The organism is Streptosporangium sp. NPDC050284 (genome assembly GCF_044459525.1).
GTDB lineage: Bacteria > Actinomycetota > Actinomycetes > Streptosporangiales > Streptosporangiaceae > Streptosporangium.
In genome coordinates, this window is the sequence record NZ_JBITIZ010000006.1 from 254,009 (window position 1) to 270,228 (window position 16,220).

General features: G+C 69.8%; 7 protein-coding genes and 1 tRNA gene. 4 read left to right on the forward strand and 4 right to left on the reverse strand.

Going from position 1 to position 16,220, the window contains the following annotated elements; genetic code table 11:
- Window positions 1–302 precede the first annotated feature (302 nt).
- The 4 genes from ACIBH4_RS16730 to ACIBH4_RS16745 form a co-directional block, all read right to left on the reverse strand.
- A complete protein-coding gene (locus ACIBH4_RS16730) occupies window positions 303–3,476 on the reverse strand; it encodes an amino acid adenylation domain-containing protein (protein WP_362506731.1) in 3,174 nt (1,057 codons plus the stop codon).
- Window positions 3,473–10,369 (reverse strand): amino acid adenylation domain-containing protein, encoded by a 6,897-nt coding sequence (locus ACIBH4_RS16735; RefSeq protein WP_362766672.1) that lies wholly within the window; start codon window positions 10,367–10,369, stop codon window positions 3,473–3,475. The genes ACIBH4_RS16730 and ACIBH4_RS16735 overlap by 4 nt, the downstream gene beginning before the upstream one ends.
- Window positions 10,370–10,515: 146 nt before the next feature.
- Window positions 10,516–11,130 (reverse strand): GNAT family N-acetyltransferase, encoded by a 615-nt coding sequence (locus ACIBH4_RS16740; RefSeq protein WP_362766670.1) that lies wholly within the window; start codon window positions 11,128–11,130, stop codon window positions 10,516–10,518.
- Window positions 11,131–11,530: 400 nt separating this feature from the next.
- A tRNA-Leu gene (locus ACIBH4_RS16745) sits at window positions 11,531–11,607 on the reverse strand.
- Window positions 11,608–11,719: 112 nt separating this feature from the next.
- On the opposite strand from ACIBH4_RS16745, the gene ACIBH4_RS16750 reads away from it, so the two are divergent.
- The 4 genes from ACIBH4_RS16750 to ACIBH4_RS16765 all read left to right on the forward strand — a co-directional run bounded on the left by ACIBH4_RS16750 (window position 11,720) and on the right by ACIBH4_RS16765 (window position 16,185).
- Window positions 11,720–12,322 (forward strand): response regulator, encoded by a 603-nt coding sequence (locus ACIBH4_RS16750; protein ID WP_362766667.1) that lies wholly within the window; start codon window positions 11,720–11,722, stop codon window positions 12,320–12,322.
- 355 nt (window positions 12,323–12,677) lie between these two features.
- The gene (locus ACIBH4_RS16755) at window positions 12,678–13,832 is read left to right on the forward strand and encodes a branched-chain amino acid ABC transporter substrate-binding protein (RefSeq protein ID WP_364237367.1); all 1,155 of its coding nucleotides are present in this window, start codon (window positions 12,678–12,680) and stop codon (window positions 13,830–13,832) included.
- A 218-nt stretch (window positions 13,833–14,050) separates the two neighbouring features.
- The gene (locus ACIBH4_RS16760; RefSeq protein ID WP_362766664.1) at window positions 14,051–15,019 is read left to right on the forward strand and encodes a branched-chain amino acid ABC transporter permease; all 969 of its coding nucleotides are present in this window, start codon (window positions 14,051–14,053) and stop codon (window positions 15,017–15,019) included.
- On the forward strand, window positions 15,016–16,185 hold the full coding sequence (locus ACIBH4_RS16765) for a branched-chain amino acid ABC transporter permease (protein ID WP_362506716.1): 1,170 nt from the start codon (window positions 15,016–15,018) through the stop codon (window positions 16,183–16,185). The genes ACIBH4_RS16760 and ACIBH4_RS16765 overlap by 4 nt, the downstream gene beginning before the upstream one ends.
- Window positions 16,186–16,220: the final 35 nt, after the last annotated feature.

Consider the following 16,220-nt stretch of genomic DNA (forward strand, 5'->3'; position numbering starts at 1 on the left):
CCATAGCCCCAAACAGGGTTTTTGCCCTGCCAAGTATTCACGAGCAATAAGCCAGGTCATTCCTATTATTGGTGTCATCGGACAGTCAAGGATTGAAAGTTAAACGTGTGGCGTAATGCCGGTTTCGGCCGTACGGGAAGATCTTCGATCGTCGTGACGCTCCGGGATCGCCGCAGTTCGTGGCGATCCGGTGAACGGAAGGTGACTTACCGCTTCCGTGCGTCGTGAAGCGTCTCACTCCGTGGACACCGGCCGTGGCCGGAGGCTACCAAGAGCAAGTGTCCTAAATACCTATTTCGGTCCTAGTTCACCGCACCGTCATTTTGGTCGTACCCCTCGGCGATCCGCTCGGCCTCCTCGTCCGTGAGCCGGTCGATCTCGGTGGCCAGGCACTCCTCGACCACCAGCGCGAGCCCGCGGACCGAGCGCGTGGTGAACAGGGCGTTGAGCGGCAGGTCGACGCCCACCGTCGAGCAGATCCTGGCGACGACCTTGGTACCGAGCAGCGAGTGCCCGCCGACGTCGAAGAAGTCGTCGTCGATCCCGATGCCGCTCCTGCCCAGCACCTCGCACCAGATCTCGTGCACCAGCTCCTCGCTCGCCGTGACCGGTCTCGTGGGTGCCGCCGGGACCTCCTCGGAGACGGGGGAGGGCAGCGAGGCGCGGTCGAGCTTGCCGTTGGGCAGCTTCGGGAAATCCCGTACCGGCACGAAGAGGCTCGGCACCATCGTGGCGGGCAGCCGCGTCGCCAGGAACGCCCTGAGCTCCCCGGCCGTCGCCTCCGCACTCCCCCCGGCGTCCGCGGGCGTGCCCGCGCTCGTCTCGGCGTCCGCGCCCATGTCCAGGTACGCGACCAGCGCCCGGCCGCCGGGGGCGTCGTCCCTGACCGCGGCGACCGCCCGGCGCACCCCCGGGTAGGCCGTCAGCGCCGCCTCCACCTCGCCCAGCTCGATCCGCACCCCCCGCACCTTCACCTGGTCGTCCGCGCGTCCAAGGAACTCCAGGGTGCCGTCGGGCAGCCGCCGTACGAGGTCACCCGTCCGGTAGAGACGCCCGCCCCGGCCGAACGGGTCGGGGACGAACCGCTCGGCGGTCAGCCCCGGCCGCCCCCGGTAGCCGCGGGCGACCCCGTCGCCGCCCAGGAACAGCTCCCCCACGACACCGGAGGGCACCGGCTCCATCGCCTCGTCCAGCACGTACGCGGTGGTGCCCGCGACCGGCATGCCGATCGACATCGACTCCGCGCCCTTGGGCACCCGGTGCGCGAACGACCAGATCGTCGTCTCCGTCGGCCCGTAGAGGTTCCACAGCTCGTCGGCGACCCGGTGGATCCGCCCGGCGAGCGACACCGGGAGCGGCTCCCCGCCGCTGAACACGCGAGGCAGCCCCGTGGGCAGCCGTTCCAGGATCTCCTCCAGCACCGACGGCGGCGCCTGCACCGTCGTCACCCCCGCCTCCGTCACCAGCTCGCCCAGCCGGCCCGTGCCGTACGGGGGAGCGAGGACCACCGCACCGCCCGCCGTGAGCGGACCGAAGATCTCCAGCGCCGCGATGTCGAACGACAGCGAGGTGAGCAGCAGCATCCGCTCCCGCTCGGTGAACCCCAGGGCGGTGACCAGGTTCACCACCCCGCGATGCGGCACCACCACCCCCTTGGGCACCCCCGTCGACCCCGAGGTGTAGATCACGTAGGCGGGCGAGTCCGGGGAGACGGGGTCGGGGACGAACTCGGACGTTCCGCCTGAGGGCATCGCGTCGAGCAGGATCGCCGGGGGATGGTTGGACGGCAGCCGCTCCACCAGCGTCGCGCGGGTCAGCAGCAGACGGGTCCCCGAGTCGGCCAGCATGAGCCCCAGCCGCTCCTTCGGATACTCCGGGTCCAGCGGCACGTAGCAGCCGCCGGTCTTCAGCACCGCGAGCAGCGCCACGATCAGCTCGGCGCTCCTCGGCAGGCACACCGCGACCGGGCTCTCCGCCCCCACCCCGCGCTCGCGCAGCCGCCGGGCCAGCGCGTTCGCCCGCTCCTCAAGCCGCCCGTAGGTGAGCGTCCCCTCCGAGGAGACGACCGCGGGGGCGTCCGGCGTCAGCCGCGCCCGCTCGGTGATCAGCTCGTGCAGGCAGCGCTGCGGGTAGGAGGCCTCGGGGCCGTGCCAGGAGGACAGCAGCCGGGCGCGCTCCGCCCCGTCCAGCAGCGGCAGCCGGGAGATCGGCAGCCCCGGGTCCTCGACGGCCGCGCCGAGCAACGTCAGGTACGCCGACACCAGGCGGCGGATCGTGTCCTCGTCGAACAGGTCCGTGCTGTACTCGACCCAGCCCTCCAGCCTGCCGTCCGGATTGTGGAGCTCCATGGTGAGATCGGCCTTGGAGGTGCCGTTGCCGTACCGGCCGCGCCCGTCCACCGCGATCTGGTTGAACCCCACCTGGAACAGCGGCGTCCTGCCGGGGTCGCGGGGCGGGCTCACCGCCTCCACGAGCTTCGCGAACGGCACGTTCTGGTGGTCGAACGCCTCGAGCACGGTCGTGCGGACCCGGTCCAGCGCCTCGTCGAACGCGGGGTCGCCGCCCAGGTCGGTACGGAGCGGCAGCGTGTTGACGAACATGCCGATCAGCGCGTCCAGCTCAGGCAGCTCCCGCCCGGCGACGGGGGAGCCCACCACGACGTCACCGCGCCCGCTCCAGCGCGCCAGCAGCACCGAGAACGCGGTGAGCAGCACCGTGAACGGCGTGGTGTTCCGCCCTCTCGCCAGCGCGCCCACCCGCTCGGTGAGCTCCTCCGGCACCGCGAAGTCCAGCACCGAGCCGGTGTATCTCATCTCCGCGGGGCGCGGCCGGTCGGACGGCAACTCCAGCGGTACGCTGCCGCGCAGCCGCTCCCGCCAGTAGGCCAGGTCGTCGTCCAGCTCGCCGCCGCCCAGCCGGTCGCGCTGCCAGACCGCGTAGTCGGCGTACTGGATCGCCAGCTCGGGCAGCTTGGGGTCGCGGTCCTCGCGCAGCGCCTGGTAGACCTCCACCAGCTCCCGCCACAGGATGGTCGACGACCAGGCGTCGAAGATCGTGTGGTGCAGGACGAGCAGCAGCCGACACTCCTCGCCGCCCATCGTCACCAGCCGCACCCGCCAGAGCGGGGCCTCGTCCAGCCGGAACGGCGCGCGCGCCTCCGCCGCCGCGACCCGCTCGAACTCCTCGGCCGCCTCCCGTGGGGGCAATCCGGAAAGGTCGGTCCTGGCCACCGAGACCGGCACCCGGTCCGCGATCGTCTGCACGACCTGCTCGTCGCGCAGCTCGAACGACGTCCGCATCGACTCGTGCCTGTTCGCGAGCACCGTCAGAGCCCGCTCCAGGAGATCGGGGTCCACCGGCCGCAGGTCGGTCGCCTCCAGGCGGACGGGGATGTTGTACACGGCCAGGTCCGGCAGGAGCTCGTGCAGGAACCAGATCCGCTCCTGGGCGAACGAGGCGGGAAAGACGTCTGTCACACCTTCTCCTTGAGACACTCACGAAGCTGTTCCGCGATCACGGGCAGGGCGGCGGTCTCGCCCAGGGTGGCCAGCCAGTGCCACTGTTCCAGGGCGTGGCAGAGCCGGTAGAACGCGAGGCGCTCCGGCCAGTCGTCGGGTAGGTCGCCGTACCCCTCAAGCAGGTACCGCCGCCGCTCCGCGTCACCCCTGACCGCGAAGTAGTCGGTCCGCGCCAGGTCCATCAGCGGATCGCCGCCCAGCGCGTTCTCCATGTCGATGACCCCCGTCATCCGTAGCGGGCTACCGGGGCCTTCGGTCTCGGCGACCATGACGTTGCGCTCGTGGAAGTCGTTGTGGCACAGCACGGGCGCGTCGCAGCGCGCCAGCAGGTGGCGGTCGCGCCGGACGTGGGCGCTCAGCTCCGCGTGCAGCTCGGGATCCCCGCCGAACTCGACGAACTGCGCGAGCCTCAGGTCCAGCTGCCCGCCCACGTACGCCTCGTTGGAGCTCTCCTGCGGCCCGTCGATCGGCCCGAACCTCTGCACCCGCACCCCGTGCACCGCCCGCAGCGTCCGGCCCATCTCCCGGTACAGGCCCGCGACCTCCTCGGCGGAGAGCCCGCCGGAGACCTCCGACAGCGGGCGGCCCGGCACTTTCGTCATCACCGCGTACGCGTGCGGCAGGTCGCGTCGCGAGACGTCCCAGTGGACCATCTCGGGACAGGAGGCGCCGCTGCCGCGCAGCAGCTCGTAGACGTGCACCTCCTTGTGCAGCCGGGCCGTCAGCACATTCGGGTAGATCTTCACGATGAGGTCGCGGTCGGCGCACCTGACCTCGTACACCGCGCTGATCTCCCCGCCGGTCCGCAGCACGACCTCCCTCACCTCCGCGTCCGGGTACGGGGTGCGCAGCAGCACCTGTGCGCGTTCCGGCGACAGCGGCATCGTGATCGCCTTGGCGAACGCGGGGGCGGTCCAGGCCACGCTCACCCGGTTGCCCGCCCGCTCCCGCAGGATCTGGGCGCCGACCAGGTCGTCCGCCGGGGCGTCCGGCATCTCGTCGTCGAACGTCGACAGCACCCGCGTACGCATCGAGATCAGCACGTGCACCGCGATGCCCAGACCCAGCACGATGTACATGAGCGCCACGCCACGGCCGGGCCCGACGCCGATCACCGAGCCGACCGTCGGAGCGAGCGCGCCGCCGGGCACCAGCAGCGGGTTGAGCAGCCGCTCGCCCAGCGGTGCGACCACCGCCATGCCGATCGGCAGCGTCGACCACGACACCATCTGGTTGAGCGACTGCACGCGGCCGTGGAAACGCTGGGGCACCTTCGTGTGGATGATCGTCAGGAAGGTGCCGTTCACGATGGACAGACAGCCCCACAGGCCGAACGCCCCGATGCCCACCACCCACGCCGAGGGCCGCAACCCGGTGATCACCGCGAAGACCGAGAGCCCCAGCGTCGCCAGCATCACCCCGCGCATCCGCCGACGCTTCGGCCCGCCCCACAGCGCGATCACCATGCCGCCCAGCGCCCCGCCCAGGCCGCCGACGAAGGAGATCTGCCCGGCGACGGTCAGCGTCGAGAACGACAGCACCAGCGGGGTTATCGAGAGCAGCAGCGCCGCGAGCATCACGTTGAGCGAGGCGAAGTAGATCATCGCCGCCCGCAGGTGGCGGTTGCCGATCGACATCCGCAACCCCTGCGCGATCTCCTTCGAGAGCGGTTCCCTGGGCGAGTGCGCCATCGTGTCGGGGAAGCGGATCAGCAGCAGGGCGCCCAGCACGAGGAAGAAGCTCGCCACGTCGACGACGAGGATGCCGCCCAGGCCGATGCTGGAGAGCAGCGCGACGGCCAGCAGCGGCGCCGCGAACTGCGCGGTGCCGATCACCATCTGCACCACCCCGGCCGCGTGCCCCATGTACTCCTTGGGGACGAGCTGGGGGAGCGCGGTGGTGAAGCCGAGCCGCTGGAAGATCAGCGCGATCGAGAGGCACGCGGTGAGCGGGTAGATGTGCCAGATCTCCAGCGTGCCCGTCCAGAACAGGGCGCCCAGGACGAGCTGGGTGCCCCCGGCCATGCAGTTGCCGAGGATCATCATCGAGCGACGGCTCGACCGGTCCACGATCGCCCCCGCGAGCGGCGCGATCACCACCCCCGGCATGATCGACAACGCCACGAACAGGGCGAAGTCCACCAGTGACCCGGTGGTCAGGTAGATCCACACCGGGATCGCGAAGTCGGTGACCGCGGTGCCCACCATCGACACCAGCTGGAACCCCGCGACCACCATGAACCGCCGCAGACTCGGCGGCGGCGCCTTCATCCGCGTTCCGGCCCGCGCCGTGGTCCCGTCCGTTCTCTCCCGCGCGGCCGGTTTCTCTCGAGCGGCCGGTCTCTTCCGCGCGGCCGCTCTCTCCCGTGCGGCGGGTCGCTCGGGAGCGGATGCCTCCTTGGGAGCGGTGGTCTCCTCCTCCGCAGCGGACGCTTTCTCGGGCGCGGTGGCCTCCTCCTCCGGGGCGGGGGAGAGGACGGAGACCTCCTCGACCCACCAGCCGGCCCCGGGACCCCGCGAGGGCCGGTCGAGCGTGCCGGCCGCGCCGTACCCCATCGCGATGTGGGTGTTGGTGAGGATCTCCGACAGCTCCGCAGCACGATATTTCAGGAAATAGTGGCCTGCCTCGTCCAGGATCACGAGCGCCGTGGTGTCACTCAGGAAGTGCCACTCCCGATAACGCTCCTGGTAGTAGTCGGTCGTCGGGTCCTGCTCGCCCACCACCGAGATCACCGGTGCCCGCAGCCGCTCCACCCGCTCGGCCAGCACCCGCGTGAAGATCTCCTCCGCGATGAGGGTGTCACGCCGCTGGTTGCGCACCATGAAGCGGATCTGCTCGTCGTCGAGCCCCGAGATGTCGGTGCCCATCGACCTCATCCGGTTCTCGTACACCCGGTCGCCGCGCAACCGGTCGTAGCGCGTCAACCGCGCCAGCGGCCCCGCGATCCTGCCCCTGGGCCTGGCGAACGGGAAGATCGCCCCGATGTACACCGCCTCCAGCGCGCGGCCCCGCTCCTCCAGCCGCCGCGCCACCTCCACCACGAGCGCGCCGCCGATGCCGCAGTGCCCGTACAGGGCGAGGGGACCCTCGATGTTCTCCAGGATCTCGGTCACGCACAGGTCCGCGACCTCGTCGATCGGCCGGGTCTCCTCGTCGGGCAACCCGGGGTCGTGACCGGGGAAGGCGAGCGCGTGCAGCGAGCACCCGTCGGGAAGCGCGTCGGCGAGCGGCTGGAAGATCAGCGGACTGCCTCCGCCGTACGGTATGCACACGTACGTCATCAGCGCGGGTCCCGGCCTGGTCAGCTCGTACAGCAGGCTGCGCGGCCCCGCGGGGCCCGCGGGCCGCTCCACCAGGGCCGCCAGCTCGCGCACCGTCGGATGCTTGAACAGGTCCATCACCCCGACCGCGCGCCCACCGACCACCGGCAGCGCCTTGCGCATCCGCGCCACCGCCTGGATCGCGACGAGCGAGTGACCGCCCAGTTCGAAGAAGTCACCGTCGGCGCCGACCGACTCCACTTCGAGCAGTTCACGCCAGATGTCGGCGATCGCCCGCTCCACCGGCGTCCGCGGCTCGGCACCCGGTCCCGCCGCCTCGGCACCCCGGCGCTCCGGCGCGGGCAGCGCTCCGCGATCCAGCTTGCCGTTCGGGCTCAGCGGCAGCGCGTCCAGCACCACGAACGCCGAAGGCACCATGTGCTCGGGCAGCGTCACCTTCAACGCCCGCCGCAGCTCCGCCCCGTCCAGCCCGGTCCCATCCGGGGCCGTCCCGCCCCGCGCCGTCCCGCTCGTCGCTGTCCCGTTCGGCGCTGTTCCGCTCGTCGCCGTCCCGTCTGCCGCCGCCCCGTTCGGCCCCGTCCCCGCCGGACCGTCCCCGGCCGTGCCCGCCGTCACGACGGCGGGCACCACGTACGCGACCAGCCGCCTGTCGCCCGGCGCGCCGTCCTCCCGCACCGTCACCACCGCCTCGCGCACCCCGGCGAGCCCGCGCAGCACCGTCTCGATCTCGCCCAGCTCGATCCGCTGCCCGCGGATCTTCACCTGGTGGTCGATCCGCCCCAGGAACTCGATCGCGCCGTCGCGGCGGAGCCGCACGAGGTCACCCGTCCGGTACAGGCGTGCCCCCGCCGTCCCGAACGGGTCGGGCACGAACCGCTCAGCCGTCAGGCCGGGCCGGGCGTGATAGCCCATCGCCACCTGCGTCCCGCCGATGTGCAGCTCACCGGGAACCCCGAAGGGCACCGGCCGCAGGTGGCGGTCCAGCACGTACAGCGAGGTGTTCTGCACCGGGTGCCCGATCGGCACCGTCGCGTCACCCGGGCGGCACCGCCACAGGCTCACGTCGATCGCCGCCTCCGTCGGCCCGTACAGGTTGTACAGCCCCGTCCCCGGCAGCCGCGCGAAGAAGCGTTCGGCCACGTGCGCCGTCAGCTCCTCGCCGCTGCACACCACCCTGCGTAGCGACCCGCACGCCTCGACGCCCTCCTCCTCCAGGAACGCCGCCAGCATCGAGGGGACGAAATGCGCCGTCGTCACCCCACGGTCCACGATCAGGTCCCGCAGGTACGCCGCGTCCCTGTGCCCGCCGGGACGGGCCAGCACCAGCCGCGCGCCCGTCACCAGCGGCCAGAAGAACTCCCACACCGACACGTCGAAACCCGCCGGGGTCTTCTGCACCACCGCGTCGTCGCCGGTCAGCCCGTAGACGCTCTGCATCCAGCCCAGCCGGTTGCGGATGCCCCCGTGCGTGTTGGGCACCCCCTTGGGTCGTCCCGTCGACCCCGAGGTGTAGATCATGTACGCCGCGTCGGCCGACGTCGCCGACGGCTCCACGGGCGTGTCCGGCTCGTCCAGCGGATCGTCCAGGACGACCGTCGTCATCCCGCCGTCCCGGGGCATCCTCGCGGCCTCCGCATCCGCGAGGGTGTCCACCGAGCCGACGGGAAGCGCGCCTCCCGGATCCTCGGGGAGCACGTCGAGCACCGCCCGTTGCGCGAGCAGCACCGGCACCGCCGCGTCGGCCAGCATGAACGCCAGCCGCTCCGGCGGATACTCCGGATCCAGCGGCACGTACGCCCCCCCGGCCTTCACCACCCCCAGCAGCGCCACCACCAGCTCGACCGACCGCTCCGCGCACACCGCCACCAGCGAGCCGGGCCCCACCCCCAGCCCGCGCAGCCGGTGCGCGAGCCGGTTGGCCCGCCCCTCCAGCTGCGCGTACGTCAGGCGTTCGTCCTCGAACTCCAGCGCCACCGTCCCCGGCGTCCTGGCCACCTGCGCCTCGAACATCCCGCCCAGCGTCGCCCCGTCCGGGTACGGCTCCCCGGGACCCGCCGCGCACGCCAGCACCCGGTCCCGCTCCTCGGCGGGAAGGACGTTCAGCTCCGAGATCCGCGCCGCCGGAGTGGCCACCACCGCTCCCAGCAGTGCCTCCAGCTGCGCGGCCATCCCCTCGATCGTGGCCGCGTCGAACAGGTCGCGGTTGTAGACGAAGAGCCCGCCCATCCCGTCCGGCTGCTCGCTCAGGAACAGCTCCAGGTCGAAACGCGTCGCTCTCGCCTCGAAGTCGAACGGCTCCACCGACAACCCCGGCCAGCGCGTCCCCTCCCTGCGCCCGTAACTCTGCAGCGCGAACACCGCCTGGAACACCGGCGACCTGCTCACGTCCCGCTCGATGCCCAGCTCCCCGACCAACTGCTCGAACGGCAGCTCCTGGTGCTCGTACGCCTCCGTCGTGGTCCGCCTGACCCTCTCGAGCAGCTCCAGGAACCCCGGGTCGCCCGACAGGTCCGCGCGCATCGCGAGCACGTTCACGAACATGCCGATCACGCTCTCCAGCTCCCGCCGGGGGCGCCCGCCCACCGGGGAACCGATCGCGAAGTCGTCCTGGCGCGCGTACCGGCCGAGCAGCACCTGGTAGGCCGCGAGCAGAACCATGTACAGGGTCGCGCCGGACTCCCGTGCCAGCCGCGTCAGCCCCTCCATCAGTTCCGGTCGCAGCGTGAAACCGTGCGAGGCCCCCGCGAACGTCTGCTCGCCCCGCCGCCGCCCGTCCAGGGGAAGCTCCAGCGGCACCACCCCGGCGAGCCGCGAGCGCCAGTAGGTCAGGGCGGCCTCGGAGACCGGCCGTTCCCGCTGCCACAGCGCGTAGTCGCCGTACTGCAACGGCGGCTCGGGAAGCTCCGTCCCCGCGTAGCTGGCCCTCAGCTCCTCGGCGAGGATGTCGGTGGACCAGCCGTCACCGCAGATGTGGTGCAGCGCCACCAGCAGCACGTGATTCTCGGCGCCCGCGGTGTCCTCCGCGGTCCCGCCTTCTCTCGTCTCCCCGGCTTTCGCCGCGTCCGGGGGGTCGGCGTTCCCGCCGCCCACCCGTACCAGCAGCGTCCGCAGCAGCGGCCCCCGCGCCAGGTCGAACGGCAGCGCGGCCGCGTCGCTCACCAGCCGTATCGCGGACCGTTCGCCGTCGGCCTCGGCCCTCTCCAGCGGGACCTCGACCCGCTCCTCCACCACCGCGGTCGGGCGCCCGTCCTCGTCGGGGGGAAAACGCGTCCGCAGGCTCTCGTGCCTGGCGACCACCGCCGCGATCGCCCGCTCCAGCGCCGCGACGTCCAGCGGCCCCGTCAACCGCAACGTCATCGGGATCGTGTACGCGGCGGTGCCGGGGGCGAACTGGTCCATGAACCACAGCCGCTCCTGCCCGAAGGACAGCGGCGCCCCTCGCCCCGGGGGGCGGCGGGGGATCGTGAACACCGGATCCGGTGCGCGACGGCGCAGCCGTTTCTCCAGTAGTGCTCGCTTGGCGTCGGAAAGCTGGGTGCTGCTCAGGGATTGGCCAGGCGAGGGCGTCAACGTGGCTCACTTTCGGGGGGTGGGGCTGAGACGGGCTCCGCGGCCGGGGAGCGCGTCGGATCTCTCCAGACCGCTTACCTTTCCTCATGATTAATGACATTCATACATATCTGTCTGACCGAGTCGAGATCAACAACACACACGACTCATCTGCGAGTCTCGGTCTCCTCGTACTCCCATGTCCGCAACATGGTCGATCGTCCCTTTTCCTCTGTGGGGACCGGCGGCGCGTCGGTGAGGCGGTACCCAGCCGCACGGGCCACCGCCACGCTCGCCGCGTTGGCGTCCTCGATCTCCAGCAGCAGCCGTGAGACACGCACCGTCTTCCTGGCGAACTCCGTCATCACCCGTACCGCCTCCGAGGCGAGCCCTCGCCCCCGGTAGGCGGCCCCCAGGCTGTAACCGATCTCCGCGACGTCGAGGCCGAGCCCGCTCATCATCAGCAGCACCTCGCCCGCCGGCTCGCCCCCGTCCACGGTGATCGCCAGCTGCATCCGCTCCCCGGAGGCCCGCCGCCGCCTGGCCCGTTCCAGATAGGCGCGTGCCGCCTCGAGGTCGAACGGAGAGGCGAGCGGCGTCCAGTACGCCACCTGCGGTTCGTCGAACAGCTTCACCATCGCTGCCAGGTCGCCGTCCTCCCACTCCCGCAGCACCACCCCGTGCCCGCTGAGCCTCACCCGCTCCGGAAGGCGCACCCCCCCGGCACCGAGCCCGGCACCGAGTTCACCCCGCTCCGCCCGGCCGTTCCCCGCAGCTTCCACGTCGCCACCTCCCGTTACGCCGTCTCACGCGACTTGCGAGCAACCTACTCCGCTCGTGGAGCTCCCATTCGTGGGTGGGGAGCGGAAGTCACCGGTACGCCGTCTCCTGCCGGTCCGGTGAGGACGCCTCGGGCCTCGGGTCGCCGGTCCATGAGGTGGGGCCAACGGTTTTCGCGGGGGCGGGAGCACCGGCTCGCCCAGAGGAGGCTCAGGGGTTTTCGCGGGAGGTGGGCGGGGTCGCCGCCCCAGGCGCCATCGGCGGCTTTCGAGCGACTCGACGCCCACCGGAGAACTCCTCCGCGAGCTGACCATCGACCCCACCCGCGACTACCAGCCCCAGAACAGGCGGAAACCCCTGAACCCGTAGGTTCAGGGGTTTCCGATGTCCTGAGACATCACATGGTGCCCCGAGTGGGATTCGAACCCACACTGAATGGATTTTGAGTCCATCGACTCTGCCGATTGGTCTATCGGGGCATTTTTCCGTTTTGTCTGGATCTCGCGTACCAGTGAAGAGCTTACCTAGAAGTAGATCACTCTCGGGCACCGGCGTGGTCTCAATCTAGCGGACGTCGGTACTCTCTTGCTCGTGAGTACGCAGCGGCGAGTGGTGATCGCGGAAGACGAGGCGTTGATCCGCCTCGACCTCAAGGAGATGCTGGAGGAGGAGGGGTATGCGGTCGTCGCGGAGGCCGGAGACGGGGAGTCCGCGGTCAAGCTGGCGATGGAGCAGCGGCCCGATCTGGTGATCCTGGATGTGAAGATGCCCATCCTGGACGGGATCTCGGCGGCCGAGCAGATCGTGTCGCAGCGGATCGCGCCGTGTCTCATCCTCACGGCCTTCTCCCAGCGTGACCTGGTCGAGCGGGCCAGGGACGCCGGGGCGATGGCGTACCTGGTGAAGCCGTTCACCAAGTCGGACCTGGTTCCGGCGATCGAGATGGCGGTGAGCAGGCATCAGGAGATCACCGCGCTGGAGCGGGAGGTCGGGACGCTCTCGGAGCGGCTGGAGACGCGCAAGCTGGTGGAGCGGGCCAAGGGGCTGCTGATGGAGCGCCACGGGTGGAGTGAGCCGCAGGCGTTCCGGTGGATCCAGAAGGCGTCGATGGATCGCAGGCTGAGCATGCGACAGGTGGCGCAGATCGTGGTGACCGACGGGACGGAGCCCGAGGCGCGGGCCCCTGAGGCCTGATCGGGCGTTTTGACCCTTTTTGGGGCAGTGGTCCACCGGGTGGCCGCAGGACGCGCCTCAGGGGCGGCGGGGGGCTTCCGGGCGGTCGGGACGACACCCTGCGGAAGCCGCGAGGTCGCCAGTGACCACGGCTTTTGTGTCTGATAGCCGAAAAGGATCGGTGTAATAACGAAGCGGTAACGGTGGGCCGTCCTGTATCGACCCGTGACATCCGCTAGTTGTACTAACCGACACAACCCCTGGCCACCCGCCAGGGAAGGGTATCTGTGAACTCGGTCCTGACGAGGGACCGGGCGAAAGGAAGGCAACCTTGCGGCTTAAGACTGCACGCCTCGGTGGAGTGCTTGCCGCCGGTGTGGCGCTCACCCTCGGTCTCGCTGCCTGTGGCAGCGGTGGTACGGAGGCCACGCCGGCTGAGGGTGGCTCCAGTGCTGCCGCCCCCAGTACCGTCAAGATTGGCTTCATGGGAGACCTGACCGGCGCCAACGCCGGCATCGTCATTCCCCCCAGGAACGGTGCGAAGCTCGCCATTGACGAGTACAACAAGACCAACCCGGCTGTGAAGATCGAGCTGGTTGAATATGACAGCCAGGCGGACCCGTCGAAGGCGGTCGCCCTGGCCCAGCAGGCCATCAAGACCGACAAGATCGTCGCGATGATCGGCCCCGCGTTCTCCGGTGAGTCCGCCCAGGTGGCTCCGGTGCTGGAGGAGGCGCAGCTGCCGAGCGTCTCGGCCTCCGCCACCAACGCCGCGCTGTCGACGAACGGCTGGAAGTTCTGGCACCGCGTGCTGCCGAGCGACAGCGTCCAGGGCCCCGGCATCGGCGCCTTCATCGCGACCGGCATCGGCGCGAAGAAGGTCTTCGTGATCGACGACAAGTCCGAGTACGGCAAGCCGCTCGCCGACGCCGTCAAGGCCGAGCTCGAGGCCAAGGGCGTGAAGCCCGAGACCGACTCGCTCGACCCGGCCGAGAGCGACTTCTCCTCCGTGGTGAACAAGGTCGCGGCGTCCAAGCCGGAAGCGATCTTCTTCGGCGGTTACTACGCCGCGGGCGGCAACCTGCTCAAGCAGCTCCGTGACAAGGGCGTGACCGCGAAGTTCCTCTCCGGTGACGGTTCGCTGGACAAGGGCCTGATCGACGGCGCCGGTGCCGACAACGCCGAGGGCGCCCTGGTGGGCTGCCCCTGCTACATCGCCACCCCGGACGTCACCGACGAGAAGGTGAAGGGCTTCGCCGACGCCTACAAGGCCGCCTACAGCGCCGACCCGGCCATCTACGCGGCCGAGGGCTACGACGCCGCGACGGTCTTCGTCGAGGCGATCAAGGCAGGCAGCGTCACTCCTGACAAGATCAACGAGTTCATCGCCACGGTGGACTTCGCGGGTGTCTCGAAGCAGGTCAAGTTCGAGGCCAACGGTGAGGTCTCGGCGAAGGACATCTACATCTACCAGGTCAAGGACGGTGCCATCGGCCTGCTGGGCAAGGCCAACGAGGCCAAGCTGGGCTAGTCGAGCGCTGAAGGATATTTAGGTAGCCGACGCGCGGGGAGCGGGAACGCCGCGAATGCGTTCCCGCTCCTCTCGCGCCTCCAGAGAATCCGCGGGATTCCGCTGAATCCACGAGATTCCGCAGAGTCCACGGGATTCCGCCGAATCCACGAGATTCCGCTGGAGGCGGTGTGCTACCCGGACGTGCAGGCGACCCCCGCTAGAAGTGGTAAACCCTAGTGCTCAATGACTTCATCAATCTGTTCTGGCCGGCGACGATCGACGGCCTGTCCTTCGGATCGATCTATGCCCTGATCGCGCTCGGCTACACGATGGTGTACGGCGTGCTGCGGCTGATCAACTTTGCGCATTCCGAAGTCTTCATGATCGGGACCTTCGGTGCGATGCTCGTACCGTTCGTGTTCGGCATCAACTCCCCCCTCACGGGCATCGCGCTGGTCGGCCTCGTCGTCGCGATGATCCTGGCCGGCATGATCGCCTCGGCGACCGTCGCGGTGGGGCTGGAGCGCATCGCCTACCGGCCGCTGCGCAAGCGCGGCGCCTCCCGGCTGGCGGCGCTGATCTCGGCGATCGGCGCCTCGATCTTCCTGCAGGAGCTGTTCGCGCTCCTGGTGATCCCGAACGTCTTCAACCGTCCCGAGCAGGGCAGGATCCAGATGGCCCTGCCCCGCATCATGGAGCGGACCGAGCTTTTCTCGATCTTCGGCCACACGGTCCGGGTCGACCAGGTCTTCGTCATCGTCGCCGCCATCGGCATGATGATCGCGCTGGACGCCCTGGTGAACCGGACGAAGATCGGCCGGGGTATCCGCGCCACCGCGCAGAACCCCGAGGCGGCCGTCCTGATGGGTGTCGACATCAACAGGATCGTGCGGATGACCTTCCTCGTCGGTGGCAGCATGGCCGGTGTGGCGGGAGCGCTCTACCTGATCTCATACGAGAACACGCACTACTACGTCGGATTCCTCTTCGGTATCAAGGCGTTCACCGCGGCGGTCCTGGGCGGTATCGGTAACCTGCGGGGCGCTCTGGTCGGCGGAATCACGCTCGGGCTGGTGGAGAACTACGGAGCCATCTTCTTCGGCTCCGACTGGAAACACGTGATCTCCTTCACCATCCTCATCTTGGTCCTGATGTTCCGCCCCACCGGCATCCTCGGTGAATCACTCCAGCAGGCGCGCGCATGAACCAGAAGAATCCCCTGGCAGGCTTCCGTTCGGGTCTCGGCCGCTTCGGCGACGTCATGCACGATCGCTGGCAGACCACTCCTGGCTGGCAGCGTTGGATCCTCTATGTGCTCCTGATCGTCGCGGCGCTGCTGCTGCCCTCGGAGAGCCTCGCCCCCTTCATGTCGCCCTACACCGACTGGGCGAGCATCCTGTTCTTCCCGATCGGGACGTACGTGGTCCTGGCGATCGGCCTGAACGTGGTGGTCGGCCAGGCGGGCCTGCTCGACCTGGGCTTCGTCGCGTTCTACGCGGTCGGCGGCTACGCGATGGCGCTGCTCGGCACCAGACTGGGCTGGAACTTCTGGCTCATCATGCTGGTCGGCATCGGGATCTGCGCCCTGTCGGGCCTCACCCTGGGCGCTCCGACGCTGCGGTTGCGCGGTGACTATCTGGCGATCGTCACGCTGGGCTTCGGTGAGATCATTCGCATCACCGCCCGCAACACCGACGAGATCGGCGGTCCGAACGGCATCCGCGGCATCCCGCACCCGCCGAGCGTCGAGGACTTCCACTTCCTCGGCTTCAACTTCTCCGAGGTGTTCGGGGTCGATCCATTCAAGTACGGCGTGCTGGACCCGCGGCCCTATTACTACCTGCTGGTCGCGCTCGCCGTCGTTGTGATCATCCTGGTGAAGCGCTGGGAGAAGAGCCGGGTCGGGCGCGCCTGGGCGGCGATCCGCGAGGACGAGGACGCGGCCGAGGTCATGGGCGTGCCGACGTTCCGCTTCAAGATGCTCGCCTTCGCCATCGGTGCCTCCATCGGTGGCCTGATGGGCGTGCTGTGGGCGGCGAAGGCCATCTCGATCAACCCGAACGACTTCCAGTTCCTGCTGTCGGCGACGATCCTGGCCGCGGTGGTCATGGGCGGCGCGGGCAACCTGCCGGGTGTCATGCTGGGAGCCTTCGTGGTGGCGTGGCTGCCCGAGCGGTTCCGCGGCCTGCAGGAATACCGCATGCTGATCTTCGGTGCGGTGCTCGTGGCGCTGATGATCTTCCGTCCGGAGGGTCTGCTGCCATCGCGCCAACGCAAGGCGGAGCTGAAAGAGGGGTCAGGCGGGATGGGTACGCTCGGAGCCGAGGTTCCCGGGCCCGAGTCGCACGGCGAGGAGGTGGCTTCCAAGTGAGCGCCGAAGTGGATCCGGCCGAGGTGAATCCGGAA